This window comes from Limnohabitans sp., from assembly GCF_031539175.1.
Classification (GTDB): Bacteria; Pseudomonadota; Gammaproteobacteria; order Burkholderiales; family Burkholderiaceae_C; genus Limnohabitans.
Genome location: NZ_JAVKLQ010000003.1, coordinates 1 through 16619, shown reverse-complemented (window position 1 = coordinate 16619; position 16619 = coordinate 1). Strand labels below are relative to the sequence as shown.

The window sequence follows — 16619 nt, the reverse complement described above, 5'->3', positions numbered from 1 at the left end:
CCTAGGGGGGGCGTGTCGCCAAGCAGACGCACGAAGCCCAAGTTGGCTCCCCATAATGAATCAAAGACCCATGGCGGTCTTTCACTTCAAGAGGAGACATGATGCGACCTGTGAACTTCGCCAAACGTGCCGCATTGGCCGTGTTGCTGACCTTGCCTGCGTGGGGACACGCACAAGCACCCGCGTGGCCGACCAAACCCATCAAGTGGATCATTCCCTACACACCGGGCGGCATCACCGACAACGCCACACGCATGGTGGTGCAAAAGGTGCAAGAGCAAACGGGTTGGACCATCGTGGTTGAGAACAAACCGGGTGCCAACTCGATTTTGGGCGCTGACATCGCGGCACGCTCCGCGCCCGACGGCCACACGTTTTTGACGGTGATTGGCGCACACGCCGCCAACGCCACCCTGTATGCGGGTCGACTGCCTTATGACCCCGTGAAGAGCTTTGCCCCTGTGTCGCTGGTCGGCATTGCGCCGCTGGTGATGACGGTCAGCAACACCTTGCCGGTCAAGGATGTGAAAGAGCTCATCGCTTACTCCAAGGCCAATCCGGGCAAGGTGGCGTTTGGCTCCTCGGGCGTGGGGGCTGCCGCGCATTTGACGCAAGAGTTGTTCAAGCAAGTTTCGGGGGCCGACATGGTGCATGTGCCCTACAAAGGCACCGCGCCCGCACTGAATGATTTGATGGGCGGCAACCTGCAAATCTTGACCGACACAGCCAGCGCTTTGATGCCCCATGTGCGCAGCGGCAAGATCAAAGCATTGGCCGTCTTTTCTAACAAACGCGTGCCAGGCGCGACCGAAGTGCCGACCATTGCCGAGGCGGGTGGCCCTGCGATTGAGGGCTCAACGTGGGTGTTGTTCTTAGCGCCCAGCGCCACGCCCAAAGACATTGTCAACCGCATGTCTATGGAAACAGCGAAGGCCATCAACTCACCTGAGATGCGGGCCAAGTTTGAGGCCTTGGGCATTGAGTCGGTGGGCAGCAGTCCTGAGCAAGCGGGTAAGTTTTTGGACGAAGAAATCGTCAAATGGGCCAAGGTGATCAACGCCGCAGGCGTGAAAGCAGATTAAAGGTTGAAGCGATGAATTTGTTTAACTTAGAAGGCCAAGTGGCCATCATCACGGGTTCTTCGAGGGGCATTGGCCGCGCCATTGCCGAGCGCATGGCTGAGCACGGCGCACGCGTGGTCATTTCGTCGCGCAAGGTCGAGGCGTGCGCGGAGGTGGTGGATGCCATCAACGCCAAACATGGCGCGGGTCGTGCGATTGCCGTGGCGGCCAACATTTCGTCTAAAGAGGATTTAGAGCATTTGGTGGCAGAGACCAATCGCCAATTTGGACGCATTGATGTGCTGGTGTGTAACGCTGCAAGCAACCCGTATTACGGGCCGCAAGCGGGCATCGCCGATGCACAGTTCAGAAAGATTTTGGACAACAACATCGTCGCCAACCATTGGCTGATCAATTTGGCGGTCCCACAAATGATCGCGCAAAAGGCCGGCTCCATCATCATTGTGTCGTCGATTGGCGGCCTGCGCGGCTCGCCCGTGATTGGCGCGTATTGCATCAGCAAAGCCGCCGACATGCAGCTGGCGCGCAACTTGGCCGTGGAATACGGTCCGCACAATGTGCGCGTGAACTGCATCGCCCCAGGCTTGATCAAAACCGACTTTGCCCGCGCTTTGTGGGAGGACGAGACCATGTTGACCGAGCGCATGCGCACCACACCGCTGCGCCGCATTGGCGAGCCCGACGAGATTGCAGGCACCGCCGTGTTTTTGGCGTCGCAAGCGGGCTCTTACGTCACCGGCCAAAGCATCGTGGTGGATGGCGGGGTGACGATTTAAAGCGTGTCTTTATGCCTTGCGCAAAAAGCAGGCTTTGAGCATGAAGTTGCCTGCATCCATCTTGCAGTCCACTTCATGGTCGCCGCCCACCAAGCGAATGCTTTTGACCTTGGTGCCCATCTTGAGCGTGGTCGATGAGCCTTTGACCTTGAGGTCTTTGATCAACACCACGGCATCGCCGGTTTGCAGCACGGTGCCATTGGCGTCTTTCACCACGGCGTCATCGTCGTCTTCAGCCGCAGCGGTAGCCACTTGGGGCCATTCGTGGCCGCAGTCGGCGCAGACGAAGTTGGTGCCGTCTTCGTAGGTGTTTTCTTGGGCACATTGCGGGCAAGCTGGAATTTGAGACATAAGGTGTACGGTCAATTTGAAAATAAAGGGGTGTCTGCTGGGGTGATGGCAGGTTAGCCCGCCAAGCCCACGTAGACATGCTGCACATCGTCGTTGGCATCGATGGCGGCTAAAAAGTTTTCGACTTCTTCTAAATCGGCAGCGCTCAAGGTGGTGGGATCAATGGGGTTTTTAGGCTTGTAGCCCAGCTTGGCTGACAACACCGTGAAGCCGTGTTCGGGCAACGCTTTGCTGACCAAGTCGAGATCGGCAGAATCGGTCAAAAACAGAGTGACGCCTTCTTCTTCACCTGCTTCGAAATCTTGTGCACCGGCTTCGATGGCGGCCAGTTCGGGGTCTGCCCCAGCGTTTGAGGGTTCGGCTTCGATCATGCCCACATGCTCAAAGTCCCAAGACACCGAGCCCGAGGTGCCCAGCTGACCTTTGCGAAACAGCACCCGCATTTCGGGGGCGGTGCGGTTCACGTTGTCGGTCAAGCACTCGACCATCACGGCCACGCGATGCGGGGCAAAGCCTTCGTAAATGACGTGTTCAAAGTTCACGGTTTCGCCGGTCAGGCCCGCGCCTTTTTTGATGGCGCGGTCCAGCGTGTCTTTGGGCATGGAGACTTTGCGCGCTTGTTCGATGACCAAGCGCAGTCGTGCGTTGGCGGCAGGGTCAGCGCCATTGCGCGCTGCAATCATGATGTCTTTAGACAGTTTGCCGAAGACGCGGCCTTTTGCATTCGCGGCCAAGTCTTTGTGTTTGGCTTTCCATTGAGCGCCCATGGGTGTGTTCCTTTATGTCGAGAGTTCAGTTGACGCAGAGTTGAATACCGTCTGCGCGCGCCGTTGTGATTTCGCCAATCTCTGCGGCGGATGCGAAGCCGTGTTGTTGGAAGATGTGCAGCACGTGTTGCACCGATTCAGGGGCGCAGGCCACTAGCAAGCCACCGCTGGTTTGCGGGTCGGTGATCAAGGCTTGGTCGACCGCATGCAAGTCCGAACCCAGCTCAATGTCTTGCCCGTAAGCAGCCCAGTTGCGCGCAGAGGCACCCGTGACCATGCCCACACGGGCCAGTTCACGCACGCCGGTGAGCAAAGGCACGCGGCTCATCTCGAGTTCGATGGTGGTTTTGGAGCCACGCGCCATTTCGAGCGCATGACCGGCCAAGCCGAAGCCTGTCACATCCGTCATGGCATGCACGCCGGGCAGGGCCGAGAGTGCTGCGCCTGGCGTGTTGAGTTGGGTGGTGTTGGCGATCATCTGCGCGTAGCCTTGTGCGTCCAGCCCGTTTTTCTTCAAGGCGGCGGACATCACGCCCACGCCCAGCGGTTTACCCAAGATCAGGCGGTCGCCCACGCGGGCGTCGGCATTGCGCTTGACGCGTTTGGGGTGGATCAAGCCCATGACCACCAAGCCATAAATGGGTTCGACCGAGTCGATGGTGTGGCCACCTGCAATCGGAATGCCTGCTTCGCGACAAATGCTTTGCCCGCCATCCAAAATTTTGCCAATCGTCTCGGACGACAGCACATTGATGGGCATGCCCACCAGCGCCAAGGCCATGATGGGCGTGCCACCCATGGCGTAGACGTCGCTGATGGCATTGGTGGCGGCGATGCGGCCAAAGTCGAACGGGTCATCGACGATGGGCATGAAGAAGTCGGTCGTGGCGATCAGGGCTTGTTCATCGTTGAGTTGGTAGACCGCCGCATCGTCAGCTGTTTCGATGCCCACCAGTAGCTCTTTGGGGATGGGCATCGCGCTGGTGCCCTTCAAGATGTCGCTCAACACGCCTGGTGCAATCTTGCAGCCGCAACCCCCGCCGTGCGACAGGCTGGTGAGGCGGGGTTCATGGGGGGCTTGTGTCGGGCTGGGGGTGTTCATGGCGGAGGGTATCTAGGCGGGTGAGCCCCCCATTTTGCCAGCAGCCCAAACCCAGCCCTCTGTTGCCTCATGTGCAGGCACACAGGCATCTGCGCAACGAGGCTGAGTTCATCGCCATGTCCGACTTGCGACAACGCAACGTCCAACCTCGTGCGATCCTCATTCAAAGAGGTTTTTGTTCAACACAAGGAGTTACGGCATGGCTATTTACGAATTACGCACTTACACCGCCATCGTGGGCAAGCTGGCGGAGGTGGTGGAACTTTACAAAACCCAAGGTTGGCCCGCGTTGCAAAAGCACCCCCAAAAGTTGGTGGGCTACTTCACCGGCGACATCGGCGCCGTGAATCAGTTGATCCATGTCTGGAAGTTTGACGACGATGCCGACCGCCGTGCCTTTTGGGCAGGGGTGTTCAACGACCCCGAGTTCATGGCCTTTGCCAAGCAAACACGCCCCTTGCTGCTGTCGCAAGAAAACAAGCTCATGCTGAATGCGCCTTGGGGCCCACAGCCTTAAGCGTTTGGCCTTCGACTTTTCAAAACAATATCAGGAGACAAACACATGACAAAACTTCGGACACCTCGCCGCCAATGGCTCGCAGCGCTTCTCGGTGGCATTTTTGCCTTGGCGGCTCTGCCCCATGCGCTGGCGCAAAACTACCCATCTAAGCCCATCAAAATGATCGTGCCGTTTCCTGCGGGCGGCACCACGGACATCGTGGCGCGCATCGTGGCGCAGCGCATGACCGAGTCCATGGGCCAGCCTGTGGTGGTGGATAACCGTGGTGGGGCAGGCGGCGCGATTGGTGCTGACTTGGTGGCCAAGGCCGCACCCGATGGCTACACCATCATGATGCACAACATCTCTTTCCCGCTGTCGTCGGTGGCCCAGACGTTGGCCAATCGCTCGCCCTTCAACGCCGAGACCGACTTCGCAGGTGTGTCGATTGCGGTGTACGTCCCTTTCATGTTGACGGCGAACCCCAGCGTGCCTGCCAAAGACTTGCGCGAGCTGGCCAATTTGCTGCGCACCAACAAAAGCCTGCAATACAACTACGGCTCCACAGGCCCGGGCTCTGCGGTGCACGTGCTGGGCGAGGCCTTTAAGAAAGACGCCAAAGTGGAGATGGAGCACGTGCCGTTCAAAGGCGCAGCACCGCTGAAGCAAGAGTTGTTGTCGGGCCGCATTCAAGTGGGCGGCGATCAGTTGTCGTCCTCGCTGGCTGAAATCAAATCGGGTACCTTGCGCGCCATTGCGACCACCGCTTCCAAGCGTGTGGCCGGTTTGCCAGATGTGCCCACCGTGCGCGAACTTGGGTTTCCCGGTTTGGAACTCGAAGGCTGGAATGGTGTGTTTGCTCCCGCGAAAACACCCAAAGATGTGATTGAAAGGTTGAACAAAGAAATCGCCGCTGCCGTGCGCCACCCCGACGTGGTGAAGCGCTTGGCCGATTTGGCGGCGGAGCCCGTGGGCTCTAGCCCCGCTGAGCAAGATGCGATGTTGCGCCGTCAGATGGACCAATTTCGCGCCGTCATTCGTGACATGAAATTAGATTGAAAGCCCTTATGAAAATTGGTATCGCTGGAACGGGAAAGATGGGCACCGCGATTGCGGGGCGTTTGTTGTCACTCGGGCATGAGGTGGCGGTGTGGAACCGCACCGAAGCCCGCGCGGAGGGCGCCCGTAAGTTGGGCGCCACATGGGCCGCCACGCCGCAAGCCTTGGTGGCGTGCTCGGAGGTCATCATTGGTTTGTTGACCGACGAACAGGCCCTAGACGAGGTGTATTTGTCGGCCAATGGTTTGTTGTCAGGCGCTGCGCAGGGCAAGGTGTTTTTGGAGATGAGCACGGTGTCTCCGCTGAAGCAGCAAGAGATGGCCAAGCGCGTGCAAGCGGCAGGGGGCGTCTACATCGAGTCGCCGGTTGGAGGCAGCATTGGACCTGCGAAAGAGGGCAAGTTGATGGCCTTTGTCGGCGGCGATGACGCGGAGGTGCAAAAGATCAAACCGCTGTTGGACCAAATGTGCCGTCGCGTGGAACATGTGGGGCCGCATGGCGCGGGATCGATGATGAAGTTGGCCATCAATTTGCCACTCATGGTGTATTGGCAGACCTTGGCCGAGGCCTTGTCCTTGATTCAGCCCTTGGGCTTAGACCCGAAGCGGGTGATCGACATTTTTTCAGACTCCTCGGGCGGCCCGAACGTGTTGAAAAATCGAGGCCCTTTGATCGCACAAACCATGATCGATGGTCGTACAGACACAGTCAACGTGCCTGTTGACACCGTGGCCAAAGACATTCGTGCCATGCTGGCACACGCACAAACCTTGGGGGTGTCGTTGCCGTTGACGTCGCAAGCGTTGGACGTTTTTTTCCGCGCGACCCAACTCGGGCTTGGCCCCGCAGACTCTTCAGAGCATTTGGTGTGGTGGCAGCAGCACAACCGAGCCGCTTAGCCGTCTAAACCACCATGGGGTTCATGCCACCATCCATGGTCAAGCTGATGCCTGTGATGTAGCTGGCCCGCGCTGAGGCCAAAAACACCACGGCGTTGGCGATCTCGATGGGGTCGGCCATGCGACCCAGCGGAATGCGTGCATTGGCGCGTTCCATGGCTTGCGCTTCGGTGATGCCATTGGCACGGGCGTCGGCGGCAAAGCCTTCTTTGAGTCGATCGGTGGTGGTCAGGCCTGGGTTCACCGCATTCACGCGGATGTTCTTGCCTGCATAGGCATTGGCCATGCCAGCGGTGGCCAGCATCAAGGCCGCATTAGCAGCACCGCCCGGCATGTGGATGGCGCTGGGCACTTTGCCACCCGCACCGATCACGTTCACCACCACGCCCTCACCGCGCTCGCCCATGCGCTGGATGGTTGGGTTGATCATGTGGATGTATGAGAAGTATTTGGCTTGCATGGCGTCATGCCAATCTTGCGGCGTGAGTTCTGCAGCAGGCGTGCGCTTGGCCGCCCCTGCTGAATTCACCAGCACATCAACAGGGCCCAACGTTTCTTCGGCTTGGTCCAACACCCACGTGCCAGACTCGGCCAAACGCAAATCAGCGGCGATGGTGTGAACATGTGCAGACGCATGACGGGCCAGCAGATGCGCTTTGCCGTTTTGCAAATTGTTGAGATCACGCGAGACCAAGGTGACCCGCGCGCCTTCTTGCAAAAAAACGTCTGCACAGGCCAAGCCAATGCCTTTGCTTCCGCCGGTGATGAGGATGTGTTTGTGCGCGAGTTGGAGGTCCATGAGGGGTTTCGCTTAAGAGATGTCAATCACGCCATGTCGATCACAACTTGACCGATGGTTTGTCCTGCTTCCACGCATTCGTGCGCTTGCACCGTTTGCGCCAAGCTAAAGCGCTGGCCGATGGTGTGGCGCAATTGCTGGCGCTCCAGCAAGTCGGTCACGCGCGCAACACAACGTTCACGGTCGTTGGGCAGCAGGTCGTACACCAAGAAAAACTTCAAGGTGATCGAGCCCCACAACAAAGGTCGGAAGGTGACGGGGATGGCGCCCGCGTTGTTCGAGCCGTAGCAGACCACCGTGCCGTGGGCTTTCAGTGCGCTTTGGGCGATGTAGTCGGTGGTGGTGGAGAAGTCCATGTCGATGATGCAGTCCACACCTCGCCCTTGGGTGAGGGCTTGAATGCGCTGTGCGACGGACTCTGTTTTGTAAAAAATGACATCACGCACACCGGCTGCTTGGGCGTGCAAGGCTTTGGCTTCCGAGCCGACGGTGCCAATGACATGCGCGCCGGCGAGTGTGGCCATTTGGGCAATGTAGTGACCCACGGCCGATGAGGCTCCTGTGACCAGCACGGTTTTACCGCGCAAGTCACCCGCCAGATCGCCCGCCAACAAGACGGCCTGCATCGCGGTCAGTCCGGGAATGCCCATGCAGGCACCGGCGGCGTCGTCGATGTGATCGGGCAAGCGCACCGCTTGCGCTTCAGGCACGGTGATGTACTCACAGGCCGTGCCCCAAGGCCGTTGCCATTGTCCATTCCAGACCCAAACGCGCTGGCCCACGCGAGCTGGCGACACGCCATCGCCCACGGCATCAATGACGCCTGCGCCGTCGCTGTGCGGAATGATTTCAGGGTCTTGCACAGGTCGTGCTTTACGCGACTTCACGTCAGACGGGTTGACGCCCGAGGTGTGCAGCTTGACCCGCACTTCGCCCGCTTTGGGCTCAGGCGTCGGCAATTCGCCAAACACCAAAACGTCGCGAGCATCGCCCGTTTGGGTGTACCAGACGGCCTTCATGGCATGGCCCACGTTTGGGTCATGGAGGTGCGTGTCATCAGCGATTGAGAGGCCTTCGCCACGGCGGGGTAGTGGTCACGCCACGCCAAGTCTGGGTAACGCAAATCCAAATACCAAAGCGCACAGCCGATGGTCAGCAAGCCCAAGTGAAAAGGCCGTTCAAAGACTTCCGAGTGCTGTTCTAAATAGGCCAAAGAGGTGCGAATGGCGTCTAGCTTGCCCTCCACCCACTCGGGCCAGCGCAGGGCTTCGGGGCGTACGGCGGTTTCGTAACGCGCCAACAGCGCGGCATCCAAGATGCCATCGCCCAAGGCTTGCAGTGTTTGCGCTTCCCAACGCTCAGGACCGTTGGCGGGCAACAAACTCCCATGGCCAATGGCGTTGAGGTATTCGCAAATCACACGGCTGTCATAGAGCGCGTGGCCGTCGTCGGTCAACAGGGTGGGCACTTTGCCCAAGGGGTTGTTGGCGACGATGCTGGCATCGCGGTTGACGGGGTGTGCGCTGGCGGGCAAGAACTCGATTTGGTTGACCAAATTCAGCTCAAACGCTGTGACCATGCATTTGCGCACGTAAGGAGAGGTGGGGGAGAAGTAAAGTTTCATGGTGCTTGAAGTATGGCGTGAGAGGGGAGGCTGAGCTGTCCCCTGTTCGACGCGTGGGGGTGAATGGCCAACGTCAGGCTTCTTTCCAAGACACCAAGTAGACGCCTAGCCCCGTGGCAATGCCGTACACCAGCATGGCCAAACCAATGAGGGCGAACATGTCTTGAACGGGGGCGCCTTGTGTGACCAGCATGACCCCACCCACCGTGACCATTGCCAGTCGCAGCGTGCCAGCTAACACGGGGCCCATGAGCTTGCCTGCGCCTTGTGAGGCAAAGTAAAGGCACAAGCCAAAGCCAAAAAATCCGTAGCAAGGGCCTGCCCAAGAAAAATAGCTGTTGGCGTTGGCCAGTACCGCAGGGTTGACCGTGAACAGGCTTGACCAAGCGGCAGGAAAGAAGGCCACCACGGCACCGATCACGCCCACGATCAAAGCCGAAAGCCCCGCACCTATCCAAGCCACATGCCGTGCACGCGTGACTTGACCAGCCCCCAAGGCCATGCCGACCATGGGCACACACGCCACGCCAATGGCAAATGTGATGGGGATCAATAAAAACTCTAAGCGCGTGCCAATGCCATAACCTGCCAATGCCTCTGCGCCAAAGCCGGACACGATTTTCGTCAGAATCAAAATCGTCAGCACAGTTTGCAGCGAGGAGATGCTGGCGACAGCCCCCACTTTGAGAATGTCTTTGAAAAAGCGCGGGTTCAGGGCGCTAGAAAATTGCAAACGCACACGGCTTTGGTCTGAGCGCAGATAACGGTACAGCGACACCGCACCTAAGCTGAACGCGATCACTTGACCGGCGGCAACCCCGCCAATGCCCAGCCTTGGAATGGGGCCCCATCCCAAGCCCAAGACACCACCCAAAACGACTTGACCCGCCGCCACCCACATCAAGGTGACGGAGGGCGTTTTCATATTGCCCGAGCCACGAATGGCCGAGGCAAAAGCGTTGGTGAGCCAAATGCTGATGGCCCCCGTGAAGGCCACATCGGCATAAATCACCGCTTGCTCTAGGGCTTCAGATTTACCGCCGACCAGCGCAAAAATGTCGCGTCCCCAGATCAAGAACAAGGCACTGAACAGCAGCCCCAAGACCAAACTGATCAGCGTGGCGTGCCACACCAAGGCGTTGGCCTTGTGGGCATCGCCAGCGCCGATGGCCCGACTGATGGCCGATGAAATGCCGCCCCCCATCGACCCAGCAGAGAGCATCTGTTGCAGCATGATCATGGGAAACACCAAGGCGATGCCAGCCAGTTGTATCGTGCCCAATTGCCCAATGTAGGCCGTTTCTGCAATGCTGACCAAGGCCGTCGCCACCATGGCGATCATGTTCGGTAGGCTGAGTTTCCAAATGGTTGGAAAGATGGGGGCGTTCAGTAGGGGGTTTTGTGAGGTCATGCCAGTTTCGGGGTACGCATTTTTTGAAACAACCACGTTCCCACAGGCCACAACAAAATCACGAAGGTGCTTGCGGCCAACCACATGGCGATGGGGCGGGTGAAGAACACCATCGGATCGCCATCAGACTTGATCATGGAGGTGACAAAGTTTTCTTCCATCATGGTGCCCAGCACGACGCCCAAGATCGCCGGCGCCACGGGGAACCCGTTTTCTTCCAGAAGGAATGACACCAAGCCAAAAAACAAAATCAAGGTGACACCCCAGACCGAGTTGTTGATCGAGAACGAACCCACGATGCAGAACAACAAGATGATGGGCATCAAGATGTTGCGCGGCACTTTCAAGATCTTGGTGGCGATGCGAACGGTGAGCCAACCCAGCGGCACCATGATGATGTTGGCCAAAATGAAGACCAAGAAAATAGCGTAAATGTTTTCGGGGTTGTTCACAAAAATCATCGGGCCTGGGTTCATGTTTTTCAAATACAAAACCCCAATCGCAATGGCGGTGATGGAGTCGCCAGGGATGCCAAATACGATGGCTGGAATCCAAGCGCCTGCGAGCGATGAGTTGTTGGCTGCACCAGACTCCACAATGCCCTCGACGTGGCCTGTGCCAAATTTTTCAGGTTCTTTAGAGAACTTTTTGCTCATGGCATAACTCAACCAAGACGCCATGTCGGCCCCCGACCCCGGTTGAATGCCAATGATGGTGCCCAAGGCACTGCCGCGCACCAGAGGCCAGCGGTATTTTTTCAGCAAGTCCCACATGCCTGAAAAGATATTGCCAATTTTTTCAGTCGCGATGATGGGCGTTGGATCGGTGTTGGTGATGTAGCGCAGCAATTCCGACACGGCGAACATGCCCACCATCATCGGAATCAGCTCCACCCCACTCATGAGCTCGTTCATGCCAAATGTGAAGCGGGGGAGAGCCGCAGGGTTTTCTAACCCGATGCATGCAATCAGCAAACCCAACAACAAAGAAATGCAGGCTTTCAAAACACTGGTGTTGCCAATAAACACAGCACCTGCCAGTCCTAAAACAACCAGCCAAAAGTACTCGAAGGAGGAGAACTTCAAGGCAATCTCCGCCAAGCCTGGCGAAAACATCACCATGACCAAGGTGCCAAACAAGCCACCGATGGCCGAGAACACCAAGCCCGCGCCCAACGCTATTTCGGCTTGGCCTTTGAGGGTCATTTGATACGCCTCATCGGTGTAGGCCGCTGACGCAGGCGTGCCCGGTATGCGAAGCAACGCCCCCGGGATATCACCTGAAAAAATAGCCATGGCTGTTGCGGTCACGATGGCTGCAATCGCGGGAACGGGTGGCATGAAGAAGGTGATCGGCACCAAGAGTGCCGTGGCCATCGTGGCGCTCAAGCCGGGAATGCATCCGACAAACAGACCAAACATGGCCGAGCACAAGATCACCAATAAAACGTAAGGGTCAAACACCAGCCAAAAGGCTTGAAGTAGCACAGCAGTGGTCATGGGGCGTCCTTGTTTACCATTGGAATGGGGTCAAGATGCCCCAAGGCAAAGGAACGCGAAGTCCCTTGTAAAAGATCGTGTGAATGACCAAGGCGACCGTGATGGCAATGGGCAATATCAATTTTGGGCGAACCTCTAAAGCCCAAAACATCAACGACACGATGGCGGTTGCGGTGATCAAGAAGCCCAATCGATCTGAGAAGTAGATATAAAACAGCAGGCAAGAAACGGTGATGACAAAGTTTCGCAAATGAAACCAAGATTTCACCCATCCACCCACCTCAATCCACGCTTGGTGTGACTTGGCTCTGAGGCCCTTGATGATCAAGAGCACCGAACAGACGGCGAGCAACACCGCCAGCAAACCAGGGAAGGCCCCAGGCCCAATGTTTTGCCCTGGAATGACGGGATAGTGTTGAACAGTTTGCAAAATGGACAGCGCCAAAGCCAGCAGCGCCGCACCCATGATCGTGTCGTTGAATTTCATATGTGACTTACTTTGCCAAGCCCAATGACTTCATCACCACGCCCATGTCGGCGTTGCCTTTGGCCATGAATTGCTCAAAGCCCTTGCTGTCGGCATAAATCGTTCCGAAGCCGCGTTGCTGCATGAAGCCTTGGAATTCTTGGCCGTCATAAATCTTTTTGAGAGCCGCGCCCAATTTGGCTTGGATGTCTGCGGGCATGCCTTTCGGTGCTGCCAGTCCGCGCCATGCACCAATGGCCCAGTTACTGCCAGCGGCCGATTTCAAAATAGGCACGTTGGGATACAGGGCGGAGGGCTGAGCGGCCATCAAGGCCAAAGGCCGTGCTTTGCCGGCATCGATCAGTGCACGTGATTCAGGGAGTGAGCAGGTGACAAACTCGATACCGCCAGCAGCCAAATCGTTCATGGCAGGCGCTGCGCCGTTGGAGGGAACCCAAGGGACAGCCGTCGTGGCGATTTTCATATCGTTGAGCATGCCGGCCAAAGCCAAGTGCCAAATGCCGCCTTGACCCGTTCCTGACGCTTTGAACTTACCTGGGTTGGCTTTGATGGCCGTGACCAAATCGCCCAAGTCTTTGTAAGGCGCATCAGCGCGCACCGTGACCGCTGCCGGATCGATGTTGAGCAGCGCGAGAGGTGTGTAGTCCGCAGGCGAGAGTTGCGTCAGACCGGCCCAGTGCATCATGGAAATTTCGACCGTGATCATGCCGATGGTGTAGCCGTCGGCGGGGGCGGTGGCAATCGCAGAGTGCCCCACCACGCCGTTGCCGCCCGTGCGGTTGACCACGTTCACAGGTTGCCCCATTTCTTTTTCAAGCAGTGCCGCGACGATGCGCGCTGTGGCGTCTGTGCCGCCTCCCGCACCCCAAGGCACGATCATGGTCAGAGGGCGGCTCGGATAGCTTTGTGCGATCGCGGTGCCGCACAACGACAGTGCGGCTGCTGCGCAGACCAATGACTTCATCAGGGTTCGGCGAATCATCATGCGTGTCTCCTTGGAGTGTTCGAGGGGTGAGCGGCGCTTGCACAGGTGGTGCAGCACCTGATCGCATTTAAATTCGGTGTGTGCCTAAACGTCGGTAATGCGTGTGACATTTAGGAATCGGGAATACCCGTGGCGGCTCTTGACAGGTCAAAAATTACGATGGCTGTTCCAGCGCTAGCAGAACTTCGGCGCGGCTTGGGCAGCCGAGGCGTCCCCCGAATCGTGTGCATTTCAAGGACGCGGCTGTGCATGCGAAGCGGGCTGCCGAGGTGATGTCTTGTCCTTCCAAGACGGCCAAGGCGAATGCCCCATGAAACACATCACCGGCTGCCAAGGTGTCCACCACGTCAACCCGAGGTGCTGGCACATGCGCGATTTGACCGTTTTCAATCCAGTAATACCCGTCTTCGCCGCAGCTCGCACCCACGTGGCGACTGTGTTGCTGTGCGACGGTGCGTAACGCCTCTTGGACGTTGTGGAGGCCGGTATAGGCCAACAGGCCGGCATCGGAAAACACGGCGTAATCTGCCAGTGGCATCAAACGTTGCAGCACCTCTTGTGGTGCAACATCGCCGTCCACCATGGTGAGAACGCCTTGTGCCTGCGCAGCACGTAGCGCGGTTTCTGCGCCTTCAGGCCAGCGCACATCGCAATGCAGCAGGTCGACGTTGGACAAGTCTTCTAACGGCAGCCAACCCGCTGAGGTGTCCACTTGTGGGTCATGAAATGGCACGACCAGGCGTTGCCCTTGTGCGTCCACGATCACGCAGGCATGCGATGACTGGGTGCCCTTGACAGTGAACAGCCCGTTTGGGTCTATGCCTTCGGCCGCGAGGGCTTGTCGCATGGCTTGTGCTTCGGGGTCATCGCCTACACGCGCCCAAACCGTGGCTTGGCCGCCGAGCTTTTGAAATGCACAGGCGGCTGAAATGGCCATCCCATCGACGACGGTACAACGGTTGCTGGCCAAAATTTTTGCAGGGGCACTGAGAATGTGCTGAACTTGAAAAATGGCCGTGGTGCAAATGGCACCCAGAGCAACCATGCGTTTGGGAGGTGCCATCTGCCTTCTCCTTCAAGAGACTTGGAAGCGACGGGCTTGTTGTGCCAAGGCGGTGATGCCAGCCCAGTCGCGATCGTTCAAGAGCGCCGGTGGCACGATCCAAGAGCCGCCCACCGTGCTGCAGTTGGGCAGCGCCAAATAGTCTGGAATATGTGGCGGACGAATGCCTCCTGTAGGGCAAAAAATAACGTCGGGAAAGACTTGGCTCATGTCTTTGAGCCAAGCAGCACCTATAGGGCCTTGGGCTGGAAAGTACTTGAGCTCTTTCAGCCCAAATGCGCGTGCCTGCATGACTTCACTGGCCGTTGCAACGCCCGGTAAAAATGCCATTCGATGCGCTTGAATGGCTTGTGCGAGCTCGGGCGTGAGTCCTGGCGACACCCCAAATTGGGCGCCTGCATGGTGGGCGCGAATCACGTCTTCTGGCGTCATCAAGGTGCCCATGCCGATGTCTGCCTCCGGTGTGGCTTCGCGCATGGCTTTGACCGCAGCGACGGCTTGTGGCGTTCGCATCACTACTTCAAACACATGGATGCCGCCTTTGACCAAGGCTTGTGCCAAGTCACCCGCTGTGCTGGCGTCATGAATGGTCAAGATAGGCATCACGGGCGTGCGTGCCAATATTTCTCGCATGGTGCGTGGCGTGATCGGCATGAGGACTCCTATATCTCAGTGGTGATGGCGTCGTAATTGAAAATCCAGTCGTAGCGGCTGCCGATGGCGGTTTGTTGCCACTCACGTTCGATGAAGGCCACGCCTTGTTGGGAATCGGCGAGGGCAGGGTTGTGAAAGCGCGAGGTGTTGTCGCTCGCGCCGCGCACCATCCGGTAGGCGCGCGCCATGCGAGCGGCTTCGTAACGTTGGAAGGCCTGTGGCAAATCGTGCGCATCTTGGCGAATGCAGCGTTGCAAGACGATGGCATCTTCTAAAGTGAAGACGGCACCTTGGGCCAAAAATGGCAAGGTGGGATGGCAGGCATCACCCATCAAGGTGACGCGTCCTTGCGACCAGTGTTCCAAGAAAGGGCGACCACACAAGGCCCATTTCAAAAACGAGGGGGCATGTCGAATCATGGTTTGGACATCTTCGTGCCAGCCTTCAAAGGCGGTCAAGGCAGCCTCTACGCTGTCAGGGCTGTTCCATGGGGGACCTGACCATGTGTTGCCCTCGAGTGTGCCGACAAAGTTCATGACTTTGCCAGCGTGCAGCGGGTAATGCACCACATGTCCACCGGGGCCGACCCAGTTGGTGGCGACGGGGCGTGCCAAATGTTCGGGCAGCACATGCATAGGAATTAAGGCGCGCCAAGACACCATGCCTGAAAAATCAGGGAGTGCGGCGCCAAATAAGGTGGCCCGAATTTTGGAGTGCAAGCCATCGGCGCCAACCAGCGCATCGCCCGTGACCGAGGTGCCGTCTTCAAATTGCAGTGTGGCGCCTGAGTCCGATTGGGAAAACCCTTTGCAGCGTGCATTCAAATGGATGGCATCGGGTTTGAGCGCTTGCACCGCATCTGCCAGCACCTCTAACAAATGCGGGCGAAAGACCGTCATGTAGGGATAGCCGTATTTGTCGATGGCGGCTTTGCCAAGGTCAAACAGGGGCCATGTTTGACTGGTGTTCCAGAGTCGGATTTCTTTGCCTTGGGTGGGACTTGACAGCGTTTTCAAACGTTCGAGTACACCCATGTGGTCCAACACGCGGTTGCCGTTCGGGCTGATTTGGATGCCCGCACCCACTTCGCGCAATTCGCTGGCTTGTTCGTAGACGTCGACATCGATGTTGTTTTGTAACAAGGTCAGCGCTGTGGCCAAGCCACCAATGCCGCCGCCGGCAATCAGAATTTTGCGGTGTGTCATGAAATGATTGTGTTGGACGATGGTGGTCGCTCGTCTAGGGAATCCCCTAGCTGACGAGAGGTGGGAATGATTGCTAGCATGCTAACGAATAAATAGCGAGCGTCCCCTTATGCCTCCTCACACGACTGACACAACCTCACATTATTTTTGGAAGGGGTTGACAGACCTTGGGGTGGATCATGTGTTCTCTAACTTAGGAACTGACCATGTTTCTTTGATGGCGGATTCAAGGACGAAGTGCAACACGCTTTAACGAGGCATGGAATACCTCGTGAGGTGTCTTGAATCCTAGTCGCTTTCTGGGGCGATGATTCAATCGGTTTTCAATCATAGTCAATTCCTCATCCGTCACGGTTT

General features: G+C 57.6%; 18 protein-coding genes. 5 read left to right on the top strand and 13 right to left on the bottom strand.

The window, feature by feature from the left end; genetic code table 11:
• Positions 1-101 precede the first annotated feature (101 nt).
• A complete protein-coding gene (locus RMS95_RS00840; protein WP_310642792.1) occupies positions 102-1082 on the top strand; it encodes a tripartite tricarboxylate transporter substrate binding protein in 981 nt (326 codons plus the stop codon).
• Positions 1083-1093: 11 nt separating this feature from the next.
• Positions 1094-1858: an SDR family oxidoreductase gene (locus tag RMS95_RS00835; protein WP_310642791.1), complete on the top strand. Its 765-nt coding sequence runs from the start codon at positions 1094-1096 to the stop codon at positions 1856-1858.
• Between the two features lie 9 nt (positions 1859-1867).
• Here RMS95_RS00835 and RMS95_RS00830 read toward each other — a convergent pair whose 3' ends face one another.
• The 3 genes from RMS95_RS00830 to selD are packed head-to-tail and all read right to left on the bottom strand — an operon-like array spanning position 1868 to position 4078.
• Positions 1868-2209 (bottom strand): zinc ribbon domain-containing protein YjdM, encoded by a 342-nt coding sequence (locus tag RMS95_RS00830; protein WP_310642790.1) that lies wholly within the window; start codon positions 2207-2209, stop codon positions 1868-1870.
• 53 nt (positions 2210-2262) lie between these two features.
• Positions 2263-2976 (bottom strand): YebC/PmpR family DNA-binding transcriptional regulator, encoded by a 714-nt coding sequence (locus RMS95_RS00825; protein WP_310642789.1) that lies wholly within the window; start codon positions 2974-2976, stop codon positions 2263-2265.
• A 25-nt stretch (positions 2977-3001) separates the two neighbouring features.
• Positions 3002-4078 carry a selenide, water dikinase SelD gene (selD, locus tag RMS95_RS00820; RefSeq protein ID WP_310642788.1) on the bottom strand — a complete coding sequence of 359 codons (1077 nt, stop codon included), beginning with the start codon at positions 4076-4078 and terminating at the stop codon, positions 3002-3004.
• 199 nt (positions 4079-4277) lie between these two features.
• Between selD and RMS95_RS00815 the strand changes: the two genes are divergently transcribed.
• Genes RMS95_RS00815 through RMS95_RS00805 form a run of 3 tightly spaced genes read left to right on the top strand, consistent with a single transcriptional unit; the run spans position 4278 to position 6535 of the window.
• Positions 4278-4595, top strand: coding sequence for an NIPSNAP family protein (locus RMS95_RS00815; protein ID WP_104798561.1), 318 nt, complete (start codon positions 4278-4280; stop codon positions 4593-4595).
• A 45-nt stretch (positions 4596-4640) separates the two neighbouring features.
• Positions 4641-5636 carry a tripartite tricarboxylate transporter substrate binding protein gene (locus tag RMS95_RS00810; protein ID WP_310642787.1) on the top strand — a complete coding sequence of 332 codons (996 nt, stop codon included), beginning with the start codon at positions 4641-4643 and terminating at the stop codon, positions 5634-5636.
• Positions 5637-5644: 8 nt separating this feature from the next.
• Positions 5645-6535 carry an NAD(P)-dependent oxidoreductase gene (locus RMS95_RS00805; RefSeq protein ID WP_310642786.1) on the top strand — a complete coding sequence of 297 codons (891 nt, stop codon included), beginning with the start codon at positions 5645-5647 and terminating at the stop codon, positions 6533-6535.
• Positions 6536-6539: 4 nt separating this feature from the next.
• Here the strand turns inward: RMS95_RS00805 and RMS95_RS00800 are convergent, their stop codons facing one another.
• From RMS95_RS00800 to RMS95_RS00755, 10 genes are all read right to left on the bottom strand, one after another.
• A complete protein-coding gene (locus RMS95_RS00800; RefSeq protein ID WP_310642785.1) occupies positions 6540-7334 on the bottom strand; it encodes an SDR family oxidoreductase in 795 nt (264 codons plus the stop codon).
• Positions 7335-7360: 26 nt separating this feature from the next.
• Positions 7361-8353 carry an NADPH:quinone reductase gene (locus tag RMS95_RS00795; RefSeq protein ID WP_310642784.1) on the bottom strand — a complete coding sequence of 331 codons (993 nt, stop codon included), beginning with the start codon at positions 8351-8353 and terminating at the stop codon, positions 7361-7363.
• Positions 8350-8958 (bottom strand): glutathione S-transferase, encoded by a 609-nt coding sequence (locus RMS95_RS00790; RefSeq protein ID WP_310642783.1) that lies wholly within the window; start codon positions 8956-8958, stop codon positions 8350-8352. Before RMS95_RS00790 ends, RMS95_RS00795 begins: the two co-directional genes overlap by 4 nt.
• A 73-nt stretch (positions 8959-9031) precedes the next feature.
• Positions 9032-10369 (bottom strand): MATE family efflux transporter, encoded by a 1338-nt coding sequence (locus RMS95_RS00785; RefSeq protein ID WP_310642782.1) that lies wholly within the window; start codon positions 10367-10369, stop codon positions 9032-9034.
• Entirely contained in the window at positions 10366-11868 is a 1503-nt protein-coding gene (locus tag RMS95_RS00780; protein WP_310642781.1) for a tripartite tricarboxylate transporter permease, read from the bottom strand. The genes RMS95_RS00785 and RMS95_RS00780 overlap by 4 nt, the downstream gene beginning before the upstream one ends.
• 13 nt (positions 11869-11881) lie before the next feature.
• Entirely contained in the window at positions 11882-12355 is a 474-nt protein-coding gene (locus tag RMS95_RS00775; protein WP_310642780.1) for a tripartite tricarboxylate transporter TctB family protein, read from the bottom strand.
• Positions 12356-12362: 7 nt separating this feature from the next.
• Entirely contained in the window at positions 12363-13340 is a 978-nt protein-coding gene (locus RMS95_RS00770; protein ID WP_310642779.1) for a tripartite tricarboxylate transporter substrate binding protein, read from the bottom strand.
• Between the two features lie 154 nt (positions 13341-13494).
• On the bottom strand, positions 13495-14403 hold the full coding sequence (locus RMS95_RS00765) for a PfkB family carbohydrate kinase (RefSeq protein WP_310642778.1): 909 nt from the start codon (positions 14401-14403) through the stop codon (positions 13495-13497).
• Positions 14404-14415: 12 nt separating this feature from the next.
• Positions 14416-15057 (bottom strand): bifunctional 4-hydroxy-2-oxoglutarate aldolase/2-dehydro-3-deoxy-phosphogluconate aldolase, encoded by a 642-nt coding sequence (locus tag RMS95_RS00760; RefSeq protein WP_310642777.1) that lies wholly within the window; start codon positions 15055-15057, stop codon positions 14416-14418.
• Between the two features lie 8 nt (positions 15058-15065).
• Positions 15066-16262, bottom strand: a complete 1197-nt coding sequence (locus RMS95_RS00755) for an FAD-dependent monooxygenase (protein WP_310642776.1) — start codon at positions 16260-16262, stop codon at positions 15066-15068.
• Between the last annotated feature and the right edge of the window lie 357 nt (positions 16263-16619).

Coding starts and splice junctions, on each gene's coding strand:
- RMS95_RS00840 (WP_310642792.1), top strand. CDS start 102: ATGCGACCTGTGAACTTCGCCAAACGTGCCGCATTGGCCGTGTTGCTG.
- RMS95_RS00835 (WP_310642791.1), top strand. CDS start 1,094: ATGAATTTGTTTAACTTAGAAGGCCAAGTGGCCATCATCACGGGTTCT.
- RMS95_RS00830 (WP_310642790.1), bottom strand. CDS start 2,209: ATGTCTCAAATTCCAGCTTGCCCGCAATGTGCCCAAGAAAACACCTAC.
- RMS95_RS00825 (WP_310642789.1), bottom strand. CDS start 2,976: ATGGGCGCTCAATGGAAAGCCAAACACAAAGACTTGGCCGCGAATGCA.
- selD (WP_310642788.1), bottom strand. CDS start 4,078: ATGAACACCCCCAGCCCGACACAAGCCCCCCATGAACCCCGCCTCACC.
- RMS95_RS00815 (WP_104798561.1), top strand. CDS start 4,278: ATGGCTATTTACGAATTACGCACTTACACCGCCATCGTGGGCAAGCTG.
- RMS95_RS00810 (WP_310642787.1), top strand. CDS start 4,641: ATGACAAAACTTCGGACACCTCGCCGCCAATGGCTCGCAGCGCTTCTC.
- RMS95_RS00805 (WP_310642786.1), top strand. CDS start 5,645: ATGAAAATTGGTATCGCTGGAACGGGAAAGATGGGCACCGCGATTGCG.
- RMS95_RS00800 (WP_310642785.1), bottom strand. CDS start 7,334: ATGGACCTCCAACTCGCGCACAAACACATCCTCATCACCGGCGGAAGC.
- RMS95_RS00795 (WP_310642784.1), bottom strand. CDS start 8,353: ATGAAGGCCGTCTGGTACACCCAAACGGGCGATGCTCGCGACGTTTTG.
- RMS95_RS00790 (WP_310642783.1), bottom strand. CDS start 8,958: ATGAAACTTTACTTCTCCCCCACCTCTCCTTACGTGCGCAAATGCATG.
- RMS95_RS00785 (WP_310642782.1), bottom strand. CDS start 10,369: ATGACCTCACAAAACCCCCTACTGAACGCCCCCATCTTTCCAACCATT.
- RMS95_RS00780 (WP_310642781.1), bottom strand. CDS start 11,868: ATGACCACTGCTGTGCTACTTCAAGCCTTTTGGCTGGTGTTTGACCCT.
- RMS95_RS00775 (WP_310642780.1), bottom strand. CDS start 12,355: ATGAAATTCAACGACACGATCATGGGTGCGGCGCTGCTGGCTTTGGCG.
- RMS95_RS00770 (WP_310642779.1), bottom strand. CDS start 13,340: ATGATGATTCGCCGAACCCTGATGAAGTCATTGGTCTGCGCAGCAGCC.
- RMS95_RS00765 (WP_310642778.1), bottom strand. CDS start 14,403: ATGGCACCTCCCAAACGCATGGTTGCTCTGGGTGCCATTTGCACCACG.
- RMS95_RS00760 (WP_310642777.1), bottom strand. CDS start 15,057: ATGCCGATCACGCCACGCACCATGCGAGAAATATTGGCACGCACGCCC.
- RMS95_RS00755 (WP_310642776.1), bottom strand. CDS start 16,262: ATGACACACCGCAAAATTCTGATTGCCGGCGGCGGCATTGGTGGCTTG.